This is a genomic window from Dactylosporangium sp. NPDC051484 (assembly GCF_040689395.1).
Lineage (GTDB): Bacteria > Actinomycetota > Actinomycetes > Mycobacteriales > Micromonosporaceae > Dactylosporangium.
Genome location: NZ_JBFAZX010000001.1, coordinates 71,953 through 98,462 on the forward strand (window position 1 = coordinate 71,953; position 26,510 = coordinate 98,462).

19 protein-coding genes are annotated in these 26,510 nt (G+C 71.7%); 10 read left to right on the plus strand and 9 right to left on the minus strand.

Annotation, left to right across the window (positions count from 1 at the left end; genetic code table 11):
• Positions 1–37: 37 nt before the first annotated feature.
• A complete protein-coding gene (locus tag AB0367_RS00320) occupies positions 38–1,363 on the plus strand; it encodes an NAD(P)/FAD-dependent oxidoreductase (protein WP_366223984.1) in 1,326 nt (441 codons plus the stop codon).
• Positions 1,364–1,379: 16 nt separating this feature from the next.
• On the opposite strand, the gene AB0367_RS00325 is transcribed toward AB0367_RS00320, so the two are convergent.
• The 7 genes from AB0367_RS00325 to AB0367_RS00355 form a co-directional block, all read right to left on the minus strand.
• Positions 1,380–1,883, minus strand: a complete 504-nt coding sequence (locus AB0367_RS00325) for a DUF5709 domain-containing protein (protein WP_366223985.1) — start codon at positions 1,881–1,883, stop codon at positions 1,380–1,382.
• A 104-nt stretch (positions 1,884–1,987) separates the two neighbouring features.
• Complete coding sequence (locus AB0367_RS00330; protein WP_366223986.1) at positions 1,988–2,281, minus strand: hypothetical protein; 294 nt, start codon at positions 2,279–2,281, stop codon at positions 1,988–1,990.
• A gap of 3 nt (positions 2,282–2,284) precedes the next feature.
• Positions 2,285–2,776: a general stress protein gene (locus AB0367_RS00335; RefSeq protein WP_366224630.1), complete on the minus strand. Its 492-nt coding sequence runs from the start codon at positions 2,774–2,776 to the stop codon at positions 2,285–2,287.
• 68 nt (positions 2,777–2,844) lie between these two features.
• Positions 2,845–3,603 carry a DUF2267 domain-containing protein gene (locus tag AB0367_RS00340; RefSeq protein WP_366223987.1) on the minus strand — a complete coding sequence of 253 codons (759 nt, stop codon included), beginning with the start codon at positions 3,601–3,603 and terminating at the stop codon, positions 2,845–2,847.
• 135 nt (positions 3,604–3,738) lie between these two features.
• Positions 3,739–5,592 (minus strand): glycoside hydrolase family 15 protein, encoded by a 1,854-nt coding sequence (locus tag AB0367_RS00345; RefSeq protein ID WP_366223988.1) that lies wholly within the window; start codon positions 5,590–5,592, stop codon positions 3,739–3,741.
• A 77-nt stretch (positions 5,593–5,669) separates the two neighbouring features.
• Positions 5,670–7,040, minus strand: a complete 1,371-nt coding sequence (locus tag AB0367_RS00350; RefSeq protein ID WP_366223989.1) for a glutamate decarboxylase — start codon at positions 7,038–7,040, stop codon at positions 5,670–5,672.
• Positions 7,041–7,134: 94 nt separating this feature from the next.
• On the minus strand, positions 7,135–7,941 hold the full coding sequence (locus AB0367_RS00355; protein WP_366223990.1) for a hypothetical protein: 807 nt from the start codon (positions 7,939–7,941) through the stop codon (positions 7,135–7,137).
• 122 nt (positions 7,942–8,063) lie between these two features.
• On the opposite strand from AB0367_RS00355, the gene AB0367_RS00360 reads away from it, so the two are divergent.
• The 7 genes from AB0367_RS00360 to AB0367_RS00390 all read left to right on the plus strand — a co-directional run bounded on the left by AB0367_RS00360 (position 8,064) and on the right by AB0367_RS00390 (position 19,958).
• Positions 8,064–8,471 carry a VOC family protein gene (locus AB0367_RS00360; protein WP_366223991.1) on the plus strand — a complete coding sequence of 136 codons (408 nt, stop codon included), beginning with the start codon at positions 8,064–8,066 and terminating at the stop codon, positions 8,469–8,471.
• 306 nt (positions 8,472–8,777) lie between these two features.
• Entirely contained in the window at positions 8,778–12,443 is a 3,666-nt protein-coding gene (locus AB0367_RS00365; RefSeq protein WP_366223992.1) for an FtsW/RodA/SpoVE family cell cycle protein, read from the plus strand.
• Between the two features lie 6 nt (positions 12,444–12,449).
• Positions 12,450–13,139, plus strand: a complete 690-nt coding sequence (locus AB0367_RS00370; protein WP_366223993.1) for a hypothetical protein — start codon at positions 12,450–12,452, stop codon at positions 13,137–13,139.
• Entirely contained in the window at positions 13,136–14,560 is a 1,425-nt protein-coding gene (locus tag AB0367_RS00375; protein ID WP_366223994.1) for a serine/threonine-protein kinase, read from the plus strand. Before AB0367_RS00370 ends, AB0367_RS00375 begins: the two co-directional genes overlap by 4 nt.
• Before the next feature lie 9 nt (positions 14,561–14,569).
• A complete protein-coding gene (locus AB0367_RS00380; RefSeq protein WP_366223995.1) occupies positions 14,570–14,863 on the plus strand; it encodes a hypothetical protein in 294 nt (97 codons plus the stop codon).
• Positions 14,860–16,656, plus strand: coding sequence for a hypothetical protein (locus AB0367_RS00385; RefSeq protein ID WP_366223996.1), 1,797 nt, complete (start codon positions 14,860–14,862; stop codon positions 16,654–16,656). The genes AB0367_RS00380 and AB0367_RS00385 overlap by 4 nt, the downstream gene beginning before the upstream one ends.
• Positions 16,653–19,958: a hypothetical protein gene (locus AB0367_RS00390; RefSeq protein ID WP_366223997.1), complete on the plus strand. Its 3,306-nt coding sequence runs from the start codon at positions 16,653–16,655 to the stop codon at positions 19,956–19,958. Before AB0367_RS00385 ends, AB0367_RS00390 begins: the two co-directional genes overlap by 4 nt.
• A 178-nt stretch (positions 19,959–20,136) precedes the next feature.
• Here AB0367_RS00390 and AB0367_RS00395 read toward each other — a convergent pair whose 3' ends face one another.
• Positions 20,137–21,576: a DUF4407 domain-containing protein gene (locus AB0367_RS00395; protein WP_366224631.1), complete on the minus strand. Its 1,440-nt coding sequence runs from the start codon at positions 21,574–21,576 to the stop codon at positions 20,137–20,139.
• Between the two features lie 252 nt (positions 21,577–21,828).
• Between AB0367_RS00395 and AB0367_RS00400 the strand changes: the two genes are divergently transcribed.
• Both AB0367_RS00400 and AB0367_RS00405 read left to right on the plus strand, forming a co-directional pair.
• Entirely contained in the window at positions 21,829–23,097 is a 1,269-nt protein-coding gene (locus tag AB0367_RS00400) for an adenosylmethionine--8-amino-7-oxononanoate transaminase (RefSeq protein ID WP_366223998.1), read from the plus strand.
• 264 nt (positions 23,098–23,361) lie between these two features.
• Positions 23,362–25,398, plus strand: coding sequence for a glycosyl hydrolase family 28-related protein (locus tag AB0367_RS00405; RefSeq protein ID WP_366223999.1), 2,037 nt, complete (start codon positions 23,362–23,364; stop codon positions 25,396–25,398).
• Positions 25,399–25,468: 70 nt separating this feature from the next.
• On the opposite strand, the gene AB0367_RS00410 is transcribed toward AB0367_RS00405, so the two are convergent.
• Positions 25,469–26,461 carry a helix-turn-helix domain-containing protein gene (locus AB0367_RS00410; protein ID WP_366224000.1) on the minus strand — a complete coding sequence of 331 codons (993 nt, stop codon included), beginning with the start codon at positions 26,459–26,461 and terminating at the stop codon, positions 25,469–25,471.
• Between the last annotated feature and the right edge of the window lie 49 nt (positions 26,462–26,510).

The following is a 26,510-nucleotide window of genomic DNA, read 5'->3' on the forward strand; positions in this document are numbered from 1 at the left end:
GAACTGGACGAGCCAATGCCCCCCTCGGGAGATGCACATGGAAGAGCGTGCGAAGCAGCGGCACCGGGTCGTCATCGTCGGCGCCGGGTTCGGGGGGCTGTTCGCGACCAAGGCGCTCAAGGGGGCGCCGGTCGACATCACCCTCATCAACGGCACCGCGCACCACCTGTTCCAGCCGTTGCTGTACCAAATGGCGACCGGCATCCTGTCGGAGGGCGAGATCGCGCCGCCGATCCGGGAGATCCTCAAGCGGCAGAGAAACGTCAAGACGCTGCTCGGCACCGTGACGCGGATCGACCCGCAGGCCCGGAAGGTCTCCGTCGTCGCGCCCGGGATCGGCTACGAGGTGGAGTACGACTCACTGATCGTGGCGGCCGGCGCATCGCAGTCGTACTTCGGCAAGAACGAGTTCGCCGAGTTCGCGCCCGGCATGAAGAGCATCGACGACGCCCTGGAGCTGCGCGGGCGCATCTTCGGCGCGTTCGAGCTCGCCGAGCTGGAGAGCGATCCGGCCGTGATCGAGCGCCTGCTCACCTTCGTCGTGGTCGGCGCCGGCCCGACGGGTGTGGAGATGGCCGGGCAGATCGCGGAGCTCGCGCACCGGCACCTGCCGGGGCAGTATCACAACATCGACACCCGGCAGGCGCGCATCATCCTCATCGACGCGCTGCCCACGGTCCTGTCCACGTTCGGCGACCACCTCTCCACCCAGGCGCTGCGCCAGCTGCACAAGCTCGGCGTCGAGGTGGAGCTCAACACGAAGGTCGTCGACGTCGACGAGACCGGCATCGAGGTGGAGACGCCGGACGGGCGGCGCCGCATCGAGTCGGTCACCAAGATCTGGGCGGCCGGCGTGGCCGCGCCCGCGCTGTCCCGGCAGATCGCCGAGGCGACCGGAGCGCAGACCGACCGGGCCGGCCGGCTGATCGTCAACCCGGACACCACCGTGCCCGGGCACCCGGAGATCTTCGCGGTCGGCGACATGATGGCGCTGGACAAGCTGCCGGGTGTGGCGCAGGTGGCGATCCAGAGCGGGCGGCACGCGGCCGGGCAGATCCGCAAGCGCCTCGCCGGCGAGCCGACCGGGCAGCCGTTCAAGTATCACGACAAGGGCAGCCTCGCGACCATCTCGCGCTTCTCGGCGGTGGCGAGCGTCGGCCGGTTCCACTTCTCCGGCCTGCTCGGCTGGCTGCTGTGGCTCGTGGTGCACCTGCTCTACCTGGTCGGCTTCAAGAACCGGGTCACCGCGGTCCTGCACTGGTTCGTGAGCTTCATCGGCCGCGGCCGCTCGGAGCGCGTCTCGACCTTCCAGCAGGTGTTCGCGCGGCAGGCGATGCGGGAGTATCAGGAGAAGTTGCCGTAACCGTCTTTCGCCGGGGTCAATCCGGCGGCTCCCGGATCGGGTGCATGGCGAGCTCCTCGGCGCTCGGCCCGCCGCCCGCGGCCCCGGCGTCGCGCGCGACCGCGTCCGGCTCGTCATCCCTCAGGCCGCCCTCGTCGGGCCCGACGAGCCGGCCGACCAGCTCGTCGCGTAGGCCGCCACCGAGGTCGTACACGGAGGCGTGGGAGTGCGGCGGCAGCGCCAGCGCGTCCTCGTCCTCCTCGTCCGGCGCCGGCCCGGCGAAGCCCTCGTCCTCGGGCATCTCCCGGCCGAGCTTGAGCTCCAGCGGCTCGCCGGCCCGCGCCTCCCAGGCCGTCGTGCCGTAGTGGTCCACGGCGACCGGCGGGTCGTCGCGGTCGAGCGGGAGCGAGCCGGGGTCCGGGCCGTCGGCGATGCGCGGCGAGTCGACGTCGTCCCACGCGGTGGAGTCGGGGTCCGCCGTACCAGGTAGCCCGAGCGCCTCCGGGTCGGAGACGGGCCGCGGGTAGCAGTCCCTGCGCATACCTGTCGGCTACCCGATTTCACCCGCTCTGACACCTTCTCGTCTCACCCTGGGGCGAACCCCGCCCACCACCGGCGTCGCCGCAACCCCGCCGATCGGGGCGCTCAGGCGACCGACGCCAGATCGGCCGGGCTCTTCACCGGGTTGAACACGTCGTCCGGCGTCCCGGCCTCGATGGGTTCGTAGATGTAGCGCAGGAACTCCCCGCCGGGCCGCTCGTCGTCCCCGCCGGGCCACATCCCGTTGGTGTCCACCCCCACGACGACCGTGTGCTCGCTGCCGGTGTCCCTGGCCAGCGCCCACGTGGTGACGGGGTACGACACGGTGTTGTGCGTGCCGAACCGCCATCGGGCATACCACCCGGGCGGGGCAGGAATGATCGACGTAATTGACTTCATGACTCAACTCCCCTCGGTGAGCAGCTGGCGCGCCCGGTCGGCGTACCCGGCGTCGACCACCAGCTTGTACGTGGCGGCCTGCAGCTCACTCGCGGACGCGAAGTCTCGCTGGCCGCCGGTCATGGCGTGGGCGATCGCTCCGAACACGGCGCCCCACAGCAGGCCGGCGACGATCGCGAACACCACGACCTGCCACCAGGAACCCACCGCGAAGATGCCCAGCAGCACGCCGACGAGCAGGCCGAACCACCCGCCCGTGCCGGCGCCCGCGAGTGCCGCCCGGCCGACGGTCATGCGGCCGAGCACCCGCTCCACCAGGCGGATGTCCTCGCCGACGATGGCGACCCGGTCGACCGGGAAGCCCGCGTCGGAGAGCCGGTCCACGGCACGCTGGGCGCCGAGGTAGTCGGGGTAGGTCGCGACCGTCACCGTCGCGCGCGGTGGCGCGTCACGGTCGGGGCCGGACCGCTGGTACGGACGATTGCCGGGAAACATCTTGCCGCCGTCTCGAGGTGTGTTGGGGTGACTCGTCCCGGCCATCGCAAACCCTTTCCTTCCCACGTTCAGGGCGCCTGCAGCAGTTCGGTGTACCGGCCCGGCAGCTGTGCCCGTACGTCCAAGAACGCCTCGTCGTCGACCACGTCACGCAGCGTCGACATGACCGCCCGGATGAGCCGGATCGCGCGCTGCGGCGACAGCCCGGTGTGCCGGGCCACCGCGACCACGAACTCGGCCGGGCCCAGGTCCGGCGCCGGTGCGGCCCGGCCACGCCGCAGCGCGGGGTGCAGCCGCACCGGGAGGAAAGTCGTCAGGTCGTCGGCGTCGACCTTCCGGGCCAGGGTCTCCAGGACCACCTCGGTGCCCCGCTCGGCCTCCGACGGTGGCAGTCCGGCGCGGGCCGCCACCGTCGCTCCCCACTCGTCCAGGGCGACGCCACCGCCGGCGAACTCGCCCCTCGGCAGCAGCGGGGCGAAGGAGTGCGGCAGCCGCTCGGTGAGGTGCCGGTAGGCCTCGTCGTCCAGCGTCTGACCGAGCGCGGTCAGCACCACGGACGCGTGCCGCTCGGCGACCTCGGGGGGCGTGCCCTCCCGGCGCGCGACCCGGCCTACGAACTCGACCGGGTCGAAGCCCTGCGCGGGCCCGGTGGTGAACAGCCACTCCGCCGCCTCCGGCGGCAGGGCTGGGACCAGGTGTCTCGCCTCGTCGCTGCCGATCCGTTCGGCAATCGTCCGCAGCGTCGCGGCGACGGCCCGTCGCGCGGTGTCGTCGTCGCCGAGGCTCTCGCGTACCGGCTCCAACAGCTGTTCCAACCCGACTGCCATCCGATCACACCACCAATGCGTTACCGGGCCCCTTCCAGCGTCTGTCGCCGTCCGGGTGGTGGACTTCCCCTGGTGCGTATGAGGCCGGCACGAACGCGGTCCCGGCGGGCAGCCGCCATGGCATGATCCGCGAACTCATGGCGAGTGGCCCTCCTCGGCGTGGATGACGCGGAACACCGCGTTGATGAGCGCCAGGTGCGTGAGCGCCTGCGGGAAGTTGCCCAGGTGCCGCCCGCTGTGCGCGTCGATCTCCTCGGCGTAGAGGCCGAGCGGGCCCGCGAACGACAGCAGCTTCGCGCACAGCCGGCGGGCGCGTTCCGTCTCGCCGATCTCGACGAGGGCCGAGACCAGCCAGAACGAGCAGACCGTGAACGTGCCCTCGTCGCCGTTCACGCCGTCGTCGGTCTCCTCGGGGCGGTACCGCAGCACCAGCTCGTTGACGGTCAGCTCGTCCTGGATCGCGAGCACCGTCGCGCGCACCCGGTCGTCGTGCGGCGGCAGGAAGTTGACCAGTGGCACCAGCAGCACCGAGGCGTCCAGGGCGGTGGTGTCGTAGTGCTGCGTGAAGACCCCGCGCTCGTCGACGCCGTGCTCGACGACGTCCGCGCGGATCTCCTCGGCGATGCCCCGCCAGCGTTTCGCGAGGAGGCGGTCGTCGCGCAGCTCGGCCAGGCGGGCGCCGCGGTCCAGCGCCACCCAGCACATGACCTTCGAGGACGTGAAGTGCCGCGGCTCGCCCCGGACCTCCCAGATGCCGCGGTCCGGCTCGCGCCAGTGCTCCACGGCAGCCTCGACCTGGTGTACCAGCACCGGCCACATGCGTTCGTCGAACCGGTCCCGGTGCCGGGTGTGCAGCCAGACCGAGTCGAGCATCGCGCCCCAGACGTCGTGCTGGCGGTGGCTGTACGCGTCGTTGCCGACCCGCACCGGGCGCGCCCCCTCGTAGCCGTAGAGGTGCTCCAGCGTGTGCTCGTCCAGGTCGCGCTCGCCGCCGACGCCGTACATGACCTGCAGGTCGACGTACTGGTTGGCGATCTCGGTGATGAACCGGCGGAAGTCGTCGGCCTCCCAGTCCAGCCCGAGCGTGAACAGGCCCCAGAGCGCGAAGGTGGAGTCGCGGATCCAGCAGTACCGGTAGTCCCAGTTGCGCTCGCCGCCCGGCGTCTCCGGCAGCGACGTCGTGGCCGCCGCGGCCAGGGCGCCGGTGGGTGCGAACGTCAGCCCCTTCAGTGTCAGCGCGCTGCGCTCGAGGTCGGCCCGGAACGGGTGATCGGGGAAGCGGCCCCGGGCCAGCCAGTGCTGCCAGTGGTGCGCGGTCCACACCAGCCGCCGATCGGCCTCGGCGAGGTCTTGCGGCGGCTCGTGCTCGGTCCACGACAGCGCGCAGAACCGGGTGTCGCCGTCCTTGAGCAGCGTGCGCGCGACGGCCCGGCCGCCCTCGAAGCCCAGCCGCAGGTCGGTGGTGAGGCGCAGCTCGATGTCGCCGCCGTCGGCCCGGCAGCGCCCGTCGTGGTAGCCCGGTCCGCGATACTCCCAGCGGCCCGGCATCCGCCCGTAGTCGAACATCGGCTCGCAGTCGAGCGTGATCTGGACCTCCCCGCTGACGCACCGGACCATGCGCAGCAGCACGTGCTCCGCGTCGTAGTCGGTCGGCGCGCGCCGGTGCGTGCCGGACCGCTCCGTGTCGTGGTGCCAGGGCCCCATGAGCAGCACGTCCAGCACGACGATCCAGCCGGTCGGGGTGCCCCAGCTCGTCTCCAGCACCATCGTGCCGGGCAGGTACCGCCGCGCCGCGGGCACCCGCAGGTCGGACGGGCCCAGCCGGAACCCGCCCGCGCCGCGGTCCAGCAGCGCGCCGAAGACGCTGGGAGAGTCCAGCCGGGGTAGGCAGAGCCACTCGACGTTGCCGCTCGGCGCGACGAGCGCGGTCGTCTCGCAGTCGGAGAGGAAGCCGTACGACTCGATCAGCGGGAACGGCGACAGTGTCATGACGAGCCTGCGCCGCCCGCGGGTGCCGAAGGCGCCGCCAGTGTCTGCGTGATCACGGTGTCCATGGCGACGGCTCCCTAGATGCCGTGTGCGAAGGACGCGAAGCCGGCGCCGTGCGTCGGCGACGTCTGCCGCTCCAGCTGGTTCAGGGCCCGCTGCAGGTCGGCCAGCAGCAGGTCGGCGAGGTCGTGGGTGAAGCCGTTGCGCACCACGATCCGCAGGACCGACAGGTCGGTGCGGTGCTCGGGGAAGGTGTAGGCGGGCACGATCCAGCCCGTCTCCCGCAGCGCCAGCGAGACGTCGAAGACCGAGTAGTTCAGCACGTCGTCGTGCAGCGCGACCGCTATCACCGGCAGTTGCGCGCCGTGGGTGAGGACGCGGAACGGCCCGAGGCCCGCGATGCGCTCCGCGAGCAGCATCGCCACCTCGCGGCTGTACCGCTGGATTCGGCGGTACCCGCTGAAGCCCAGCCGCAGGAAGTTGTAGTACTGCGCCACGACCTGCCCGCCCGGCCGCGAGAAGGCCAGGGTGAACGTGGGAGTCTCGCCGCCGAGGTAGTTGACCCGGAACACGAGGTCCTCGGGCAGCGCACCGCTGTCGCGCCACACGATCCAGCCCAGCCCCGGGTACACCAGCCCGTACTTGTGCCCGGACACGTTGATCGACACAACCCGAGGCAGCCGGAAGTCCCACTCCAGCTGCGGGTCGCAGAACGGCGCGACCATCGCGCCCGAGGCGCCGTCCACGTGCACCGGCACGTCCAACCCGGTGCGCCGCTCCAGCTCGTCCAGCGCGGCGCAGATGTCGGCCACCGGCTCGTAGCTGCCGTCGAACGTGGATCCGAGGATTGTGACGACGCCGATCGTGTTCTCGTCGCAGCGCGCCACCGCCTCCTGCGGCGAGAGGTGGAAGCGGTCGCCCTCCATCGGTACCAGCCGCGCCTCGACATCCCAGTAGTTGGCGAACTTCTCCCAGCAGACCTGAGTATTGATGCCCATCACGATGTTCGGGCGGTCCGCGGGCCGCCCGGCGGCGCGGCGGGCGTGCTGCCATCGCCGCTTGAGCGCCAGCCCGCCGAGCATGCACGCCTCGCTCGAGCCGCCCGTCGAGACCCCGGGGGCGGCGCGGTCGTCGGGCGCGTGCCACAGCCCGGCGAGCATCCGCACGCAGCGGGCCTCCAGGTCGCTGGTGCGCGGGTACTCGTCCCGGTCGACGAGGTTCTTGTCCAGGCTCTCCGACACCAGCCGGGTCGCCTCCGGCTCCATCCACGTGGTGACGAAGGAGGCCAGGTTGAGCCGCGGGTTGCCGTCGAGCAGCAGCTCGTCGTGGACCACCTGGTAGGCGACCTGCGGGTCCAGCTCGGCGCCCGGGAGGCGGTCGCGGGGGATGCGCACGGGCTCGCGGGTGAAGACCGGGTTCACCGAGAGCACCGGGGATCGGTCTGTCATTCCCGCGGGCTACCCCGGGCCCCTGGTGGCAAACGTGTCTGTACACATGTTCTATCCACAGCCTGTGGATAGAACATGTGTACGGACCGCTGGTCTATCCGGCTCGCCGCTGTGCGGCGGCGTTCAACTCCCGGTATGCCGAGACGATCGCCGCCGTGCGGTCGGCCAGATCGCGGGTCTCGTCCGGGGCCGCGGCCTCGGCACCCATGAACGCGGCGCAGTGGGCGGCCAGGTCGGTCAGCGACTCGATCCGGCGGTCGATCTCGGCACTCAGGGCGCGCCGCGAGGCGTCGACCCGGGCCAGGCGGTCCTCGATGGCCGCGCGCAGCCGCGCGTCGGGCGGGGCGCCGGAGTGGGCGTCGCTGAGGCCGGCGTGCTGCTCGGCGAGGTCCGCGTGGTCGTGCAGCAGACCCGCCAGGGTCCACAGCGACGCCGACACCTCCGCCCGCGGCGACGGGATCCGCACGAGCTCGGCCAGGAACGGCCACGCCACCAGCACCGTCCGCGCCGCGTCGAACGCGCGGCGGAAGCGGGCCACCTCGGCGCGCGTGGCGAGCATCCGGTGCCGGTCGGCCCAGCGCCGTTCGCGCCGGGCCGTGGCGGCGTTGTGGCGGCGGCCGACGTACAGCGCGGCCGCGGCCCCGGCGGGCAAAGCGACCCAGGGGGTCACCAGCGCGGCGGCGGTGAGGGTGACGCCGGCGACGATCACCAGCACGCTGCCGGTGAGCAGCCGGGTGTCGCGTAGGTCGGGGGCAGTGCGGGCCCAGTCCTCGCCCGGCGCGCCGGTGAGCCGGACGGCGACCACGCCGTCATAGTCAGCGCGCTCGGCCCGCCCGACCGGGGCCGGATCGTCGCGCGAGACGAGGCAGCGGCCGGTGTCGTCGAACACGACATACAGCACCCATCGATCGTAGAGGGGCGCCCCAGTCGGTCGTTCGTACGATCCTTCCGGCTTCGGCCTCCTGGGGCGTGTGGAGCATTACGCTGCGGGTATCGCACGTCACACGACCAAGGGAGTTTGCTGTGGCATCGAGACTCAACCCGTACATCAGTTTCCGGGGCAACGCCCGACAGGCGATGGAGTTCTACCAGAACGTCTTCGGCGGCGAACTGCGCATGAACACGTTCGGCGAGTACGGCTCGGACGACGCGAGTCTCGCCGACCAGATCATGCACGCGATGCTGGTGACGCCGGGCGGCTACACGCTCATGGCGTCGGACACTCCACCGAACATGACGGTCACCCCGGGCGACAACATCACGATCAGCCTCAGTGGTGACGACGGCGCCGAACTGCGCGGCTACTGGCAGAGGCTCTCCACCGGCGGCAAGGTCTCCATCCCGCTGGAGAAGCAGATGTGGGGCGACGAGTTCGGCTCCTGCGTCGACCAGTTCGGCATCCAGTGGATGGTGAACATCGCCCAGCCCTAGGGCTGACCGGCGGCTTGCCCGCGAGCACCTTTGACACCCGTACAACACCTCTTCTTCGCAGACCAGAACCTCCGGCCGTGACGTCGGCCGATCGCCTTTGCAAACCCCGGAACCGGAATGGGGTCCGCCGAACGCGGAACCGCATGTCCGACCGTCTTGTCCCGGCGTAACCCGGCGGGTCCGGCGCTGACTGAACAGGGTCAGGACCCGTCCTTCTGTTTATTCGTACCGGATCGACTGCGGGCGAAGATAGATCGGCGTCGCGTTGCGGGGCCAGCGGGGTACGGCGTTGGAGAAGGCGAAGCGATGATCGACGTCGCACCCACGGTGCTGGTATGGGCTGGCCTGCTGTGGGCGGCCGCGGTTGCCGGGTGGCTGGTGTATCGCGGCGACTCGTCGGCGCTGTGGCGGCTGTCGGGGCCGGCGGTGCCGATCGTCGCTTACGGCGTGCCGATCGCGCTGATCGCGCTGGGGTTCATGTTCGCCGGCCTCGATACGTACACCTGGTGGGTGGTGCCGGTCAGCTGCGGCGTGGCCGCGCTGTGTGAGCTGGCCCGTTGGCGGTTCGTGCGCGGGCCGTTCCGCGCCGACGAGCGGCCACCGGTCGCGGCGGCGCTGGCCGTGCTCGTCACTGCCGGTGTGCTGCTCGAGTTCGGTTCGATGCTGGCGGTACGCCTGGTCATCCGCCCCGACCCGGACGACACCCTGCTGTCGGGCCTGCAGGTGCGCCCGGCGCTTGACGGGCTGCGGGCGCTCGGCGTGCCGCTCTTCGGCGTGGCCGGGCTGGTGCTCGTCGCCGCGCTGGTGCGCCCGGGCGGGTGGCTGGCCGCTTGGCTGTCGGAAGGGTCCCGGCGCGGCGCGGCGAACTGGCCGTACCAGCACGGCTGGCGCTCCCAGCGCGGGCTGCCCTGGGTCGCCGCCGGGGTGCTGTTGCTGCTGTTCGTGCTGCCCGCGATCGGCTCCGGGGACAAGCTCACGGTTGCCGGGCTGGCCACGCCGGAGTACGGCAAACTCCTGCTCCTGCTCGCCCTCGCGGTGCTGGCGACGTTCGACAGCTTCGAGGTGGCCGCGCCCCGCCCGATGTCCATGCTGCGCGCGCTGGGCCAGCGGTGGGTGCGCCATCCGGCGCTGCTGTTCCTCGTCGTGGCCGCGGCCAGCGGTGTCCGCCACGACTTCGGCACCGCGGTGTCGGCGCTGGCCGCCACGGTCGGGGTGGCCTGGAGCACGGTCCGCTTCGGCATGGACCGGCTGCCCGACCGCGCGCGGCGCGGCGTGCTGGCCACCGAGTGGCTGCGGTTCGGCCGGACCTTCAAGCTGTTCCGGCCGTTCTCGGCGTTCCTCGTGATGCTGCTGCTGATCCTCGGCTTCGTCGGGTTCTTCCTCACCGACTACGTGGGCGAGCGCGGCACGGTGTGGAAGGACCCGTGGGCGTACCGCTGGGACTCCGGCTGCGTCCTGGTCGACCCGACGCCGAGCGGGCCGGTCGCGCCCGGGCCGCAGGCGACGAGCCTCGCGGTGCGTGACGTCGGCGCCGTCTCACCGGCGCCCAGCCCGAGCGCCTCGCCGAGCGGCCCGGCCGCGCCGGACGACTGGGTGCGCTGCCAGCGGGCCAAGGGCGCCGACGACGAAAGCCGCCGTTCGCAGCTGTCCAAGGCGCTGTCCGCGGTCGCCGACGGCGGACTGTGGGGCCGCGGCCTGCGGGACAAGTCCTCATCGGTGGTCCCGGCCGGCTCCACCGACTTCGTGCTCGTGGTGATCTGGCACAAGCTGGGCGCGGTCGCGGTGCTCGCCGCGGCCGCGCTGACCGTGCTGCTCGGCGTCGCGCTGCCGCTGGCCGCCCGGATGCCCGGCGACCGTGACGACGAGGATCGCAGCCCGACCGCGGCCGAGCTGTTCGCCGCCGGGCTCGGCACGATGATCGTCGGGCAGTTCCTGTTCGTGCTCGCCGCGACCGTCAACGTCATCCCGCACTCCGGCATCCCGGCGCCGCTGCTGTCCCGCGGCGGCCAGTCGAACCTGGCGCTGCTCATCGGCCTCGTCGTGGTGCTGTCGCTGGCCGCCGCCGCCCGCCGGGACGCGGCCGGCGCCTCCGGGCGGCAGTGGGGGGCCGCCTGGTCTGGGCCGCCTCGGCGAAGCTCCGGCGGGCCAGACTGGGCGAAGCGCGGCCCGGTCGGGCAGCCCGGGCGTTACCGCGGCCGGCCCCCGGGCTGGCTCGGCGCGTTCCTGTCGATGGTGGTCGCGGTGGCGATCGTGGCCGCGACGACGATGCTGCCGTACTGGGCCTGGCGGCCGGTCGGCGGCGGCCTGCCCGGCGCCTACTCCGAGAGCCGGCCCGCCTGCGCCGTCCGCGCCGGCGACCGTGGCGGGCAGGTGAGCGTGCAGCCGAAGGCGCGCGACTGCTCCACCGACCGGCTCGCCTACCGGCGCACAGTCATCGAGATCCGCTTCGGCGACCGGCGGGGCCTGCGCCAGCTGCGGCCCGACGGGACGTGGCAGGTCCTCGCCGACCCCGCACTCGGCGGGCTCACCGGCGACGACCTCGCGGGGCTGCTGCGGGTGGGCAACGGCCCGGTGGGCACGCTGGAGCGGGCCTATGCGGACACCGTTTACGGCTCGACCGGCATCCGCCTGGCCGACCGGCTCGCGCCGCACCACCCGGACAGCGACGCCGACCTGGCCGACGGAGGCCTGTCCCTGACCATCGACCCGGCCCTGCAGCACGCGCTCGCCACGACGCTGCGCGCCGAGCAGCCCGCCGGTGCCGGGGATCCGCTGCCCGCCGGCGCGGTGGTGCTCGACGTGGCGACCGGGCGGGTGCTCGCCGGGGTGAGCGCGCCACCGCCACCGCCGCCCGGCAAGCGCGACGCCGCCAAGGACAGCGAGACGCTCGCCCAGTTCCAGAAGTCGTACCCCAGATACGGCTCCGTCGGCCAGGACGGCTCGCTCGACGGGAAGACCCGCGACCCCAGCTGCGCCCAGCGGCCCTCGGACGACCCCTGCTGGCGCTGGTCGATCCAGCCGCAGCCACAGCTGCTGTCCGAGCAGGGCGAGGCGGCGCTGCGTCGCTACGTGGGCGGCGACCCCGCGCTGCGGCTGCCGGACCCGTCCGTCGACCGGGCCGTCGGGCACGGCTACAGCCTCGGCGCGACGGTCCTGCTCATCGTCGCCGGCGCCTACCTCGCCCAGCCTGGCCACGCGGCCACCGACCGGCTGGCGACCCCGCCCACCCTGGCCGTGCCGCCGGTGTACAACCCGCCGAGCTGCCACCCCGACTCCGACGGCCGGCTCACGCTGGCCAAGGCCCTCGCCCAGGCGTGCGCGACCACGTTCGTCGGCATCGCCAAGCAGCTGAGCTGGACGCAGGTCGTCGACCAGGCGCGGCGGTTCGGGCTGACCGCGAGCAACTGCCACCAGGCGACCGCCTGGCTGACCAGCCGGGTCGAGGGCACCGCCGGCACCTGCGTGCCCGGCGACGCCACCAACGTGGAGTCCGCGATCGCCGGGGCGATCGCCGGCCGCACCGACTTCTCCGGCACACCGCTCGGGGTCGCCACCATGCTCGCGGCCGTGGCCGGCGGGGGAGTCCGCGTGCAGCCGACGCTCGTGGCGTCGGCGACCTCGCCGTCGACCGGCCTGACCCTCGACGCGCCACCGGCGCAGCGCAACACCGCCCTCGACCAGCGCGTCGCGCAGCAGGTCGCCGACGCCCTGCAACAGGCGGCCGTCGACGGCAGCGCGGCCGGCCTGCGCGACGCCGTCGGCCGTGACGTGGGGGTCATGGCGGCAACCGTCTCGGCGAAGAACCCCGCGCCGGACGAGTTCGCCACCCGGACCGTCTGGCTCGCCGGCTATGTGCGGACCAAGCGGTACGGCCCGGTGGCGGTGGCCGTGGCGGTCGAGTGCCGCGACGAGCAGGCCGGCGCGCAGCGGGCCAGGTCCGTCCTCGAAACCCTTGTCCGGATCGGAGGCTAGACACAGGTGCAGGCGGCGACGCCCGAATTCGAGACCCAGGTGCTGACCGCGTTCAGCCAGAAGTTGCAGGAGTACTGCGACCATCTGCTGCGCGCGCGGCGGGCCGACGTGAGCCGGCCGCTCCTCGTCGTCAGCGTCGTCACCGCGATGCCGGTCCCCGGCCTGCGGGACCGGCTGGACGAGCACGCCACCCGGGTGCTCGGCCGGCGGCTGCCGGGCGCACGGCTCGACCAGATGTTCTTCGGGGTCGACCGGTCGATGTCCGAGCCGTTCGCGATCGGCGTGGAGGAGCGCCCGCCGGTTGGGCCGCCCTCCGAGGACGACGAGGCCGCCCGCTCGCCGGTGCTGCTGCTGACGCTGTCCTTCGGACAACCGCACAGGTTCGTCTTCCAGCTGGAGGCGTCGCCGGTGTGGGTCCCCATCCGCCGTGGGCTGCCCGCCGAAGACCTGCGGCACGAGATCGCGCTGCCGGAGTACATCAGCTCGGTGCCGCGCGGGGTGCTGCTGGAGCTGCTCTACCGGCACGGCCGGGTCGACCTGCGCCGCACCGAGGCCCGGCCGGAGTACCGCGTCGCTGTCGACGACCACCGGCTCGGCCCCGGCGAGCAGATCGTGCTCGGCCCCCGGGGCCGGATCGGCTTCCTCAACGGCGGCGGCCACGCCGAGCTTCGCTACGTCCTGATGGAGCGGCTATGACCAGCAGCACCCCGGCGGGCGGAACGCCCCTCGTCATCAAGCTCGACGGCCCCGGCTGGCGCGCCGAGCTGCACGTCGCGGAGCCGTCCGGTGCGGCGCGTACGGCCGAGTTCGACGTGCCGTTGACCCAGGGCAAGAACGCCCACCGCCAGCATCTCGTCACCGAGGTCCGGTACACCACCGCCACCAACTGGCTGCGCACCGGCTGGGAGAAGTGGTTCGTCAAGGTGTACCACTGCCGCGACAACTACGACGCCGAGCTCCTGCGCCGATACCTGGGACAGCAGTCGGCCGCCATCCAGACGGCCAACGCCGAGCTGCCCGGCCCCAGCCGCATCCAGGTCGACCCGCCCTGGGCCGCCGTGCCCGTGCACATCGTGCGCTGCGACGGTCTTGCCGACAACGTCGGGCCGGTGCGCACCGAACTGGCCGCGACGCCGCAGGAGATCGCCGACAAGGTGCGCCTCGACCTGCCGGCGTGGCTCACCAGCGCCGGGCCGCACCCCGAGCGGTACCTGCTGGCCATCTCGCCCTTCATGGAGCTGCTGCGCTGGGACGCCTACCACAACTGGCCGGCCACGGAGCACCTGCGCGACTTCGAGGGCATGGCCGCGGGCCTGGACATGCTGCACCGCATGGGCACCGTGCACTGCGACATCAAGCCGGACAACGTCTGCCGGTACAACACCCATCGGGTCTCCGGCTATGTGCTCATCGACACCGACTCGGTGACCCAGTTCGAGCCGCCACCGAAGTCCGTGCGCGCGACGAAGCCCTACCACTACCGCGGCCTGTCCGACTGGTTCGCCAATGCCAAGGTCAGCCACCTCGGCGTCGACCCGGCGATCCTGCGCGCGCACGACCGGTTCGGCTTCGCCGTCGTGGTGCTCACGGCGCTGGCCGGGCGGGACTGGGTCGACCGGGTGCTGCTGCGCAACCCGGACCTGACGTACACGGACTCCGACGTCGACGGCCCGCGCACCGCCGACAGCCGGGAGCACGTCAAGCGGGCGCTGCGCCAGCACTGGCCGAACCGCGACCCGCGGCGGCAGTGGGACCCGCTCATCGACGCCCTCGCCGAGCCGTTCGGCCGGGAGATCGAGGCGCCGGACTGGTGGCTGACCGCGTGGATCGCCCGGGTCATCGAGGCTGAGCAGCGCTGCGTGGTAGGCCCGGAGCAGGAGCAGGTGTTCGAGGTGGCGGACCCGGCGAAGTACCGGACCCAGCTCGACGACATCCGCAGCCGCGCGGCCCGGCGCCCGGCGCGGCGCGAGGACGTGGCCCGGATGGGCTACGAGGCGGTCGCCCAGGCCGGTGTGTCAGCCGCCAGAAAGACGGCGATCGGCAACCTGCTGCTGTGGTCCCTGGTCGCGGTGCCGGTGTTCCTGCTCGTCTTCACGCTGATCAACGCGCTGGATTAGGGGAGGGCCATGTTCGACATGCCTCAGAAGCCGCTGCTGTCGCAATGGTGGCGGCTGCGGTGGAGGGTGGAGGCGGCCTGCGGGCCCACGGACAAGTTCGGCAAGATCGAACAGCACTTCGCGGCCTGGCTGGAGAGCGGGGACCATGTCTCACCGGCCGTGGTCAAGGGCGTGGAGCCATACCTCGCGCGCTACATCCAGGACGCGGTGGCGACCGGCCGCCGGTGGGGCCGCACGGCGGGCCTACTGCTCGGTCTCTTCGTCGGCGTGGCGGCCGGCGTCCTCGCCGGGGTGCTGACGTGACCGGCCCGATCGAGCTCGGGGCGATCTTCGAGCAGTTCGGCGGGCGCTGCCCGGTCTGCGGCGCGGCGCTGGGCGAGGCGGTGCCGATCGACCGCGTGACCGGCCGGTTCGAGAGCCCGCCCTGCTTCCTGCTGGAGATCGGCCCGAGCGACGGCGCCGCGGGCCACTCCTGGCGGGTGAGCGTGGTCGGCGCGAACTTCCCGCCGGCGCGCTCGACGATTCCGCGCTTCGTGGAGAGCGAGGTCGAATACGTCTACGTGCTCTGCGGCGACGGCCACATCTTCCCGCAGTCGGCGCCGGCGTTCTACCGCCGTGGGCAGGACCGGGACGTGCGCAAGCGGGTCGACCGCTGGAACATGGTCGCCGCGGTCGGGGCGCTGGCCAGCGGAAAGACGTATCTGCTGATCCGGATGCTCAACCAGGAGCTGTCCAACACGCAGAACAACTTCCCGCAGCACAACGGCGGGCGGGTCGAGCGGCACCAGCTCAACCCGCTGGAGCAGATCCCGTTCGACCTGCGCTCGGCGGAGTACAACCGGACCGTCTCGGAGCTGCGGCCGATGCAGCCCACGTCGGCCGAGGAGACCCGGCCCGCCTTCCTGCTGACCACCCGGGTGCCGGAGGCGGTCGACGCGATCCGCACGCTGATCCGCCGGACCGTCCTGGACGGCGACCGGCGCGCCGACCGGTGGGGCCGCGGGTTCCGCCAGCCGCTGGTGATCCGCACGACCAGCAGCAAGCGGGTGACCTGGACCGGCATCGCGGACCTGCCGGGCGAGCTGTTCAGCTCCGATCCGGGCAGCGCCAGCGAGCGGGCGATGCTGCGCGCGTTCGACGCGCTGGTCTGGGTCATCGACCCGGCGGTCGCCGCCGGTGCGCTGGACAAGATGGCCCGCGACCCGATCAACGACGATGCCGACTACGCCAGCGTCCTGGACGGCAGCCTGCGCCCCGGTACCACGGCCGTCGAGGACACCAGGCAGGTGCGCGCCGACCGCCAGCGGGACCAGTTCGAGATCGGCCGGAGCCTCACGCTCATCGACAACGACTACATCGCCGCGCACGGCCGACCGCTGGAGATGCTCATCGCGGTCACCAAGTGCGACCTGATCCGGGCCGGGCTGCGCAAGGGCGGCCTCGACACGCTGGGCCGGTCCGGCTTCGTGCGCCGGGGCGTCGCCGCCTACCTCGCCTCGATCACCCGTCGCTGGCGCGCCGGCGATCTGGTGCCCGACGAGCACAGCCACAACCTGCTCACCTACCTGTATCCGGGCGCGGCCGTGCAACTCGACGTCGTCGAGCGGCGGGTCAACCAGGTCGCCGACGGCCTGCTGGAGCACTACTCGCAGGAGGAGGCCTTCTGGGGCCTCGTCCACGACGGCCAGCGCGACATCGTGGAGATCCCAGGCGGCGGCGACATGGCCCTGCCCGGCCGGCGCATCGAGGTGCTGTCCATCGGCGAGCACCAGGACCAGTCCACCGAGCCGGGATCCGCGGAACGGATGCTCATCCGCGATCTGATCATGTCGGCGGTCGGGTGCGGCGTGGCCTACGGCCTCGGCCACGACGCGGCGCTGTACAACCTGATGCAGCAGGAGACCCAGCGGATCCGCTTCTTCCTGTGCTCCCCGCTGGGCACCGTTCCGGTCGGCCGGGCGGAGGGCCTGCCCGGATACGCGCAGGTCTACCGGCTCGAACCGATGAACTCCGACGACACCTTCCCATACATGGGTGACCAGTCGGCCGCCCTGACCCAACTGCTGCTCGCCTCGTTGCGAAAGGCCCGGGCATGACGACGCCGCGCGACTTCTTCACGTTCGAGCTGGAATGGGAGCAGCGCGGGTCGCTGTTCGTGCTACGCAACGACGACCGCTCGGCGCAGTCGCGGGCGTTCGCCCGCGCCGCCGAGGAGCGGCTGTTTCGCTCCCGTGGCGTGGTCAGCGCCGAGGTGGTCCTCGCACCGGAGCTGCCGGTGTGGACGCTGCTGCACCTCAACCCCGATCCCTACGGGTCGATGTGGTGCTTCGTGGAGCAGGGCCGCGGCGGCCCGTTCGGGTCCGACGGCGGCTGCCGGGTGTCGTTCGCCAAGCTGGGCCGGCACCATCCGGCCGAGGTGTGGCGGGCCGGCCGGGACCTGGCCTGGATCGCGGCGCAGCGCACGGAGCCGGAGCTGGCGCCGGCCCGCAACGTGCTGGCCGCGATCGCCGTGGAGCGCAACCGGATCGCGCTGCCGCCCGCCGCGGGCAGCAACGCCGCGCTGGTCGAGGCGGTGCTGTCGGTGCTGCCGGCCCGGGTCGCGGCGGGCTGGGTGTGGTCGACGCACCTGTTCGGCGTCGCGGACCGGTTCGTCGCGGGGCGACTCGACGACGATGACCGGCGACCGGCGCCGGAGGTGCCACCGCAGTACGTGCCCGCGCTCGACTGGCTCGCCGAGCGGCTCGGCCGGGTCGACGACGACACCTGGCGGCTCGTGCGCAACAGCCGGGCCGACCAGCTGACCGAGTTCCTCGACGCGCTGCCCGTGCCGGCCGCGCAGGAGCCGGAGGACCGGCGGCCGCGCCCGGCGCCCGCGCGGGTCCACGCGGTCGCCCAGGTGGCCGAGCCGCCGCTGCCGGCGGCACCTTTGGAGGAGCCCGAGCCGGCCCCGCTGATCACGCCCGGGCGCAGTTCCGTGCGCGGGGGTGACCTGTCGATGGACGAGACGGTGCGCCTGCCCGTGGCCGCCCTGCAGGCGGGGATGCGGGCCGCCGGGCAGCCGCTGCGGTGGGTCCAGTGGGCGGACATGGGCCGCGGCTTCCGGGCGCAGGGCGAGGAGAGTGCCCAGGCGCCGTTGCGCCGCTACTGGACGGCCGCGGAGCAGTTGCTGGACGCCGAGAAGGTGCCCAACGGCGTGGACAACACGCTCAAGTATCCACTGTGGACGCTGCGCCGGGTCAACGTCGAGGGCATCGGCCAGCAGTGGTGCTTCATCGAGCGGGGTCGCGGCAACCTGGTCGGCGCGGACGGGCAGCTGCAGAAGGACCGGCAGTTCGGCATGGCCGGCGGCATCCGGTTCGGGTTCGCGTCGTTCCTGCTGGCGCCGATCGAGGTGTGGCGCTCGGGCACGGGCGACGCGTGGACCCCGGTCAGCCGGCCGCGAAAGGGATGGGCGGCGAGCAACCGCGGCATCGTGCGGCGCCTGTTCGCTGCGCTCGGATCCGGCCAGACGCGCGTCCACCTGCCCGGCAACCCGGCCGAGAACTGGCTGGTGATCGAGCAGGCCCTGGCCGTCCTGCCGCGCCGCCTGGCGGCTCGGTGGGTGTGGTCGACGTGCCTGTTCCAGGTCCGCGACGCGTACGTGGCCGGGTCGGTGCCTTCGGACCTGCACGACTCCGAGCCGATCGAGCGCCTCGCCGCGCAGGTCGCCGCGAAGAAGCTGCCGGAGTCCGAGCAGCGGTTCCTGGAAACGCTGACCACGAAACAGGCCGAGGCGTTCGACTTCCTGGTGGACCAGGCCGAGCGGGCCGTCGAGAAGAGCAAGTGGCGCAACGATTTCGCCGACCTGCTCCGCCGCACCGAGGCCGAGGACCTGCGCGAGTTCCTGTTCGAGATGGCCGACCGGCTCAACCTGTCGCCGATGCGGATGGAGGACGTGCCGGCCGCGCTGATGACCCGTGAGGGCCAGGCCAGCCTGCACAGCAGCGGAGCCGACCTGGTCGCGCAGTACGCGGAGGCCGCGCCGAAGGAGGCCCGGCGGTACCTGAGCTCGGACCCGATGTCGCCGGTCGCGCCGGACCTGACCGAGGGGCTGCGCAGCCGGCAGGTGACCGAACCCGCCGAGAACCAGTTCGACATCCCGACGGCCAAGCGCCCGGCCACCCAGTGGACCCAGCGGTCGAGCGAGCTGCTGCGCCACCACACCGAGGAGAGCGAACGCGCGGAGCTGATCACGACCGTGATCCAGCCCGGCGGCGTGCTGCACGACTTGGGCGATCTGCAGGCCGCGGAGCAGTTCGTCACCGACCTGGGACTGACGCAGGACCGGTACCCGCAGTTCTACCCGGCCCAGCTAATCCGGGAGATCGTCGGGCATGAGGCCCCCTCGAAGGAAGTCGAGCGGGGCGTGCGGCTCTCCCCCGACCCGGAGCGGCTGCTCTACAGCGTCGTCACGCGGTTGCAGCACCCGACCGTCACGAAGGCGGCGTGGATCATGGTGGTGCTGGACGAGGTGATGACCGACGTCGGCTCCACCACGAACATGCGGGAGCGGATCGCGGCCCGGCTCCTGAGCTCGCAGCCGAAGAAGGAGCAGGGCACGTACTGGGCCGCGGTGGTGCGGGTCTACGGGCTGGGCCACATCACCGACGCGCAGCGCACCCGGGTGTTCGACGCCGGGACGGCGGTGCTCTACGAACGCAACCACCGCAAGCCGCTGGAGAACACGGAACTGTACGGCCTGAAGCAGACCGTCGGCTCACACGTGTCGGTGCCGATCGTGCCCGAGGAGGAACACGTCGGGGCGATGGACGTCATGCGCGGCTCGTTCGACCGGATGCGCCAGCGCCAGCGCGCGAAGCCCTACGGCTGGGCCCCCTGGGGCGTCTTGGCGGGGCTCGGCGTGGTCGCAACGGTGACGGTCGCTCTCTACGTCACGCAGTCCGCGCCGCAGCAGGCGCCGGTCGGCACCACCACCACACCGCCATCGATCACGAGCCAGGCGCCACCCAGCCCGACCCCAATGGACTCGCCCTCCTCTCAGGCGCCTGTTGAACCGCCCAAGCACAGGAAACTGGCTCCCATCGACGCGCCCTGGGAAACAAAGTCGAACACCGACGAAGCGGTGCGAATGATCCGCGAGGACATCATCAAACAGGTGGGCCCTGGCAATGTCCGGATCATTTCCTTCGTGCTGGACTGCTCCTCCGCCAAGAAGAGCAGCGCCACCGATGCCGTGACCAGAGTCAAGGCGGGGCTGGAGCAGGCCTTGGCTGCGCAGCTCCAGGATGTCCAGATCGAGGGACGTCCGCACTGGACGGGCAAGGACGGGGACCTCATGGAGGTCGGGCAGCCCGGCTGCACGGCACACGTAGAAGTGATTGAGGCCCCGACCGGCTAGTGCGATGTCGCCCAACGTTGACCGGGGTCACCCTTGTCGCATCGATCTTGCAGTTCTGGTGCCGAGACACTCCGCGAATGCCGGGTTTGTCGGGCACCACAAGTGCAAGATCGATGCGCAGCAGAGCCGGCGAACGTGGTGGACACCGCGCTAGCGGTCGGGGCCTCACCCGTTAGGGTCAGCGGTCGAAGGTCCAGCGTTCGGTGAGGCGCTCCTCGCCCTCGGCCGGCCGCTCGGTGTCGCCCCTGCCGTTGCCGCCGATCGGGCCGGTTGGCGGCTCGTCGTCCGGCCAGGGGATGTAGCCGCCGGGCTGCTTCTGGGCGCGGCGCCCCCAGCGGCGGCCCGAGCGCTCGTCATCGTAGGCGTCGCGCTCGTCGTCGAAGCTGTTCGCCCGCTGGATGCGCTGCGCCAGCAGCTCCTGCTCGCGGGCCTGGCGGGCGTCCTGCTCGAACTTGGCCAGGTTCTGCCGGCGGGTCAGATCCTGCTCGGCGGCGTAGACATCGGCCTCGTTGGACTTCTCCAGGATGGTGTCGTAGGCGGTGGCCGGAGCGAGGTTGATCAGGAACTTCACCACGACCGGGAGCACCTCGACGGTGGTGATGAACAGCAGCAGCATGAGGTAGGAGAGCTGCAGGGTGCTGTTCTTGCCGGTCAGCTCGCTGAGCGCCTCCATCCGGGCGAGCAGCCCTGTGTCGTTGGCCGTGTCCCGGTTGAACTGGTCCTCGTCCGCCTTCTTCTGCTGCTGCAGCCGGCCGAGCTCCTCCTGGTCGCGGGTCACCGAGTCCTTGGCCGTGGTGCGCGCGTTGCTGACGCTCTGCGCCTGCTGGTCAGAGGCGCCCTTGCGGGCCGCGTCGAGCTTGGCGCCGGCGGAGTCACGCTGCTGCTTGAGGTCCTCGGCGACGGCCTTCTTCTGCTGGTACGCGGGGCCGCCGCCGTACGTGTGCGAGCCGCACGAACCGTCGAACTCGCAGGTCGCCTCCTTCTGCGCCGCCTCGTACTTCGTGTTCAGCTCGTTGTACTGCTTCTGCAGGTCCTTGATCGTCGCGTCCTCCTCGACGGCGCTGGTCTTGCCGTCGGCGATCGCCTGGTTCTTGGTGATGCGCTCCTGCAGTACCGGAATCTCCTTGAACCGCGCGTCGTTGAGCAGGCTCTGCTGGTGTTGGTCGAGCTTGCGCTGGTGGATGGTGTTGAGCTGGGCGTCGATCTCGGGCTGGAACAGCCACAGCACCAGCGGGGTGGAGATCACCGCGCCGATGACGAGCGCCATGGCCACTCGCGGCAGGGCCGTCAGCAGGTTCTGCCACCACTTCGGCCGCCGCTGGGTGGCGGTCACCAGCCAGCGGTCCAGGTTCATGATCGCCAGGCCCCACAGCAGGCCGAACAGGATCGCCGCGTAGAGCGGAGCCCGAGCGCCCATGGTCAGCGCGAAGCTGGAGGAGACGGTCGCCAGCACGGCGGTGGTGAGCACGATGCCACCGACGCCGATGAACTTGCGCCGCTCCCGCGGCGCGCGGGCCAGCGTATCGAGGTCGGCCCCGGAGAGCCACAGCAGAAGATTACGGCGGCGGCGCTTCGGCCGCCGCTGGGAATTCCGAGTGCCGTTTCTGACATTGCGCATGCTCACGCCGGACTCCTCGATCCAAGGCACCCAGACTTACCGGTACGGCACCGCGTGCGGCACCGGACACAAATCGCAAGGTACCGGGCTTGCGCCCGCCCGGACATCGACCGATGGACGTGCTCGTCCGGTACGCGGAGGAGTGCTGTTGTCCTTTCGTGGGAACGATTCTGGGTACGCTCTTCGTCGCGTCACGGCCTGAAGGGGCTAGCCGTTCCGGGTCGGCGCCGCGGCTGCAATATCGTTTTCGGCATGGACTCTGACGAGCTGATCGCGCTGGACCGGGAGCACGTCTGGCACCCGTATGCGCCGATGCCGGCGACCCAGCGCCCGCTGGTGGTCTCGTCGGCGTCGGGCGTGCGGCTGACCCTCGCCGGCGGCGAGGAGCTCATCGACGGTATGTCCTCGTGGTGGGCGGCGATTCACGGGTACGCGCACCCGGTCCTCGATGCCGCCGTGCGCGACCAGCTGGGCCGGATGAGTCATGTCATGTTCGGCGGGCTGACGCACGAGCCGGCCGTCCGGCTGGCCAAGACCCTCGTGGACATCACGCCCGACCCGCTGCGGCACGTGTTCTTCTGTGACTCCGGGTCCGTGGCGGTCGAGGTCGCGGTCAAGATGTGCCTGCAGTATCACCGGTCGCTCGGCCGTCCTGGGAAGGGCCGGATGCTGACCTGGCGCGGCGGCTACCACGGCGACACGTTCCACCCGATGTCGGTGACCGACCCCGACGGCGGGATGCACAGCCTGTGGCGAGGCGTGCTGCCCGAGCAGGTCTTCGTGCCGATGCCGCCGGTGGAGTACGACCCCGCCTACGTCGCCGGGCTGGACGAGACCCTGCGCCGGCAGCGCGACGAGATCGCCGGGATCATCGTCGAGCCGGTCGTGCAGGGCGCGGGCGGCATGCGTTTCCACAGCCCTCGATACCTCACCGCGCTGCGCGAGCTCGCCGACGAGCACGACGTCCTGCTCGTCTTCGACGAGATCGCGACCGGCTTCGGCCGCACCGGCGAGCTGTTCGCGGCCGGCCACGGGGGTGTCACGCCCGATGTGATGTGCATCGGCAAGGCGATGACCGGTGGGTATCTCTCGATGGGCGCGACCCTGTGCGTCCCCCGGGTGGCGCGGGGCATCAGCCGCGGCGAGACGCCGGTGCTGGCCCACGGGCCGACGTTCATGGGCAACCCGCTCGCCTCGGCGGTGGCCAACGCCTCGATCGAGCTGCTGCTCTCGGGCGACTGGGCCGGCGCGGTGAAGCGCATCGAGGCCGGCCTGATCGACGGCCTCGCGCCCGCCCGCGAGGTCGCCGGGGTCCGCGACGTGCGCGTGCTCGGCGCGATCGGAGTGGTGCAGGTCGACCACGAGGTCGACATGGCCGCGGCCACGAAGGCCGCGGTCGAGCACGGGGTCTGGCTGCGGCCGTTCCGCGATCTCGTGTACACGATGCCGCCGTACGTCACCGGCGACGACGACCTCGGGCGCATCTGCGCGGCCGTGGTCGCCGCGGCCGCCGCCGCATAACGCCCGCACCGTCCATTTGGGACATCGCGCTGCAATCCCGAGCGCCTTGCTGTGCAAGAAGGTCGCAACGTTACGCAAATATTTCGCGAGCCCTTGTGTAATGGGGTACGGCGGCCCTACTGTCACCTCACTCACGGCGTCCGCCCACCCGCCTCGAGCGTCCGAGGTGCACACCCCATCACCCCGCTCGACGTCCGTCCACCTCGATGCGACCGGTGCGTTCTTCGCCAGAGAGACCGCTTTCCGAGAGAAACGAGTCAATCGATGTCACGGAGCACCATAGGAGCACCGCCGCGGTGGTCCGCGGCGGTGACCGCGGCCGCCGTAGGCCTCGGGGTCATCGTCGCCGGTGGCACCGCCGCCCTCGCCGCGCCGGCAGGGTCGGCCGGGCCGGTCGTCACGCGGGCGGCCCTGAACCCCGCGCTCGTCGCGGGCCGGGGCGCGAGCGTCGGCTTCGTCGAGCAGGAGGCGGAGAACGCCAAGCACAACGGGGTGGTCATCGGCCCGGACCGCGCGGCATACACGCTGGCCGCGGAGGCGTCCGGCCGGTCGGCGGTCAAGCTCACGTCCGGGCAGTACGTCGAGTTCACGCTGCCGAGCGCGGCGAACGCGATCAACGTGCGGTACAGCATCCCGGACGCGCCCAACGGCGGGGGCATCACCGCGCCGCTCGACGTGACGGTCAACGGCAAGTCCAAGCAGACGATGACGCTGACGTCGCAGTATTCCTGGCTGTACAACCAGTACCCGTTCACCAACGACCCCAACGCGGGCCTGCTGCACCCCGACTGGTGGATCACGGAGTGCGCCTGCGTGCCGGCCTTCACGACGCCGGCGCCGCAGATCACCAAGCCGTTCCGCCCGTTCCACTTCTACGACGAGCAGCGGCTGCTGCTCGGCAAGACGTACAAGGCGGGCGACAAGGTCCGGCTCCAGGTCCCGGCCGGCAGCAAGGCCGCCTGGACCGTGATCGACCTGCTCGACTCCGAGCTCGTGGCCGCCCCGAAGGTCAACCTGCTGGCGTCCAACGTGCTGTTCTTCGGCGCCGACCCGACCGGCAAGCGCGACTCGGCCGCCGCGTTCGACATGGCGATCGCCTTCGCCAAGTGGGCGCGCCTCAAGGTCTACGTGCCGCCGGGCACGTACCAGGTCAACCGGCACATCATCGTCGACGACGTGACGATCGAGGGCGCCGGCTCGTGGTACACGATCATCAAGGGCCGCGAGGTCGCGCTGAGCCAGCCCCTGCCCGACAACTCGATCCACACCGGGGTCGGCTTCTACGGCAAGTACGCCCAGGACGGCGGCAGCCGCAACGTCCACCTCTCCGGGTTCTCGATCATCGGTGACGTGCGCGAGCGCATCGACACCGACCAGGTCAACGGCATCGGCGGGGCGATGTCGGACTCCACCATCGACGGGCTGTACATCCAGCACACGAAGGTGGGCCTGTGGTTCGACGGCCCGATGAACAACACGAAGATCACCAACACCACGGTCGTCGACCAGATCGCCGATGGCCTGAACTTCCACACCGGCGTCACCAACTCGTCCGTGTCGAACAGCTTCTTCCGCAACACGGGCGACGACGCGCTGGCGATGTGGTCGGAGGGCACGTCCAACGCGAACAACAAGTTCGACCGCAACACCATCCAGACCCCGACGCTGGCCAACGGCATCGCGATCTACGGCGGCAAGGACATCACGGTCTCCGGCAACCTGGTCGCCGACCCGATCCGCGAGGGTAGTGCCCTGCACCTGGGCACCCGCTTCGGCTCGCAGCCCTTCGCCGGCACGATCAACATCACGAACAACACCACGGTCCGGTCCGGGACCTACGAGCTCAACTGGAACATCGGCCTGGGCGCGCTCTGGCTCTTCGCGCTCGAGCGCAGCCTCGACGCGAACATCCAGGTCGTGGGCGACAACTTCCTCGACAACACCTACAACGCGATCATGCTGGTCGCCGACTGGCCCGTGAAGGACCAGTACTCGATCACCAACGTCCACTTCAAGGACATCAAGGTCGACGGCACCGGCACGTCGGTCATCAGCGCCCGGGCCGCGGGTTCCGCGACCTTCGAGAACGTCGACGCCCGCAACGTGGGCGCGGTGGGCGTGAACAACTGCGGCTCGTTCCACTTCACCCCGGCCGGCTCGGAGTTCTCCCTGGTCGACCTGGGCGGCAACGACGGCGGCGGCACCACGGGCCCGTGGCTGGCGCCGTGGGAGCTGCCGAACACCATCACCTGCGACGACCGCCCGCCGGTCGTGGCTCCCCCGGCTCCGCAGCCGTGGTGATCTCCTGCTGATCTCCTGCTAGGGATAGGGGCGCCCCCGCCGGCTCGTTGCGGCGGGGGCGCCTTTGCGTTCACCCGTACCCGCCGGTGCCCTCCGGCACAACCCGGAACGTGCGGCGGTACGCACTCGGAGCGACCCCGATCGTGTTCTGCAGGTGCTGGCGCAAACCCGCGGCCGTGCCCAGGCCCGAACGGCGGGCGACGACCTCGACCGGCAGGTCGGTGCTCTCGAGCAGGGCTCGGGCGTGGTCGACCCGCTGCCGGAGCAGCCAGCGCGCCGGGCTCACCCCGGTCTCCTCGCGGAAGCGCCGGGTGAACGTGCGCACGCTCATGCTCGCGTGCCCGGCCATCTCCTGCAGCGTCAGCGGTGCGTCCAGCCGTTGCATGGCCCAGGCGCGCGTCGCGGACAGGGTCGCGTCGGCCGGGCGGGGGAGGGGGCGCTCGATGTACTGCGCCTGGCCGCCCTCCCGGTATGGCGGGACCACGCTGCGCCGCGCCGCCCGGTTGGCGACCTCGCTGCCGAAGTCCGTGCGCACGACGTGCAGGCACAGGTCGATGCCCGCCCCGACGCCGGCGCTGGTGAGCACGTCGCCGTCATCGACGAACAGCACGTCGTGGTCGAGCTTGACCTGCGGGAAGAGCTCCCGGAACCGCTCCGCCCACCACCAGTGCGTGGTCGCCGGGCGCTCGTCGAGCAGGCCGGCGGCGGCGAGCACGAACGCGCCGGTGCAGATCGACATCACCCGGGCGCCGCGCGCGTGCGCGTTGCGCAGCGCCTCGGCCACCAGCGGGTCGACGGTGCCGTCCTCCACCGGGCCGCCGGAGTGGACGCCGGCCACGATCACGGTGCCGGCGCGCTCGGTGAGCTCGAGCCCGTGGTCGGGCGCCACCCGGTAGCCGGACGCCGTGGCCACGGGCCGGCCTCCGGGGCTGCAGACCTGGACGTGGTACTTCCGGTGGCCGTGCTCGTCGCGAGCGGTGCCGAAGATCTGTGTCGGGGTGCCGAGGTCGAACGGGACGACCCCGTCGAGCGCCACGACGGCCACGAGGTGCTTCTCGGTCATGGCTCGATTCTTGCGCACTATGGCTGTCGGGCCACTCGTCGCGGGGTAC

Bases quoted from the DNA above. Each gene is read 5' to 3' on its own strand.
- AB0367_RS00395 (WP_366224631.1), bottom strand. From the start codon at position 21,576: ATGCGCAATGTCAGAAACGGCACTCGGAATTCCCAGCGGCGGCCGAAG.
- AB0367_RS00380 (WP_366223995.1), top strand. From the start codon at position 14,570: ATGTTCGACATGCCTCAGAAGCCGCTGCTGTCGCAATGGTGGCGGCTG.
- AB0367_RS00345 (WP_366223988.1), bottom strand. From the start codon at position 5,592: ATGACACTGTCGCCGTTCCCGCTGATCGAGTCGTACGGCTTCCTCTCC.
- AB0367_RS00325 (WP_366223985.1), bottom strand. From the start codon at position 1,883: ATGCGCAGGGACTGCTACCCGCGGCCCGTCTCCGACCCGGAGGCGCTC.
- AB0367_RS00410 (WP_366224000.1), bottom strand. From the start codon at position 26,461: ATGACCGAGAAGCACCTCGTGGCCGTCGTGGCGCTCGACGGGGTCGTC.
- AB0367_RS00330 (WP_366223986.1), bottom strand. From the start codon at position 2,281: ATGAAGTCAATTACGTCGATCATTCCTGCCCCGCCCGGGTGGTATGCC.
- AB0367_RS00400 (WP_366223998.1), top strand. From the start codon at position 21,829: ATGGACTCTGACGAGCTGATCGCGCTGGACCGGGAGCACGTCTGGCAC.
- AB0367_RS00340 (WP_366223987.1), bottom strand. From the start codon at position 3,603: ATGGCAGTCGGGTTGGAACAGCTGTTGGAGCCGGTACGCGAGAGCCTC.
- AB0367_RS00350 (WP_366223989.1), bottom strand. From the start codon at position 7,040: ATGACAGACCGATCCCCGGTGCTCTCGGTGAACCCGGTCTTCACCCGC.
- AB0367_RS00320 (WP_366223984.1), top strand. From the start codon at position 38: ATGGAAGAGCGTGCGAAGCAGCGGCACCGGGTCGTCATCGTCGGCGCC.
- AB0367_RS00335 (WP_366224630.1), bottom strand. From the start codon at position 2,776: ATGTTTCCCGGCAATCGTCCGTACCAGCGGTCCGGCCCCGACCGTGAC.
- AB0367_RS00365 (WP_366223992.1), top strand. From the start codon at position 8,778: ATGATCGACGTCGCACCCACGGTGCTGGTATGGGCTGGCCTGCTGTGG.
- AB0367_RS00390 (WP_366223997.1), top strand. From the start codon at position 16,653: ATGACGACGCCGCGCGACTTCTTCACGTTCGAGCTGGAATGGGAGCAG.
- AB0367_RS00405 (WP_366223999.1), top strand. From the start codon at position 23,362: ATGTCACGGAGCACCATAGGAGCACCGCCGCGGTGGTCCGCGGCGGTG.
- AB0367_RS00375 (WP_366223994.1), top strand. From the start codon at position 13,136: ATGACCAGCAGCACCCCGGCGGGCGGAACGCCCCTCGTCATCAAGCTC.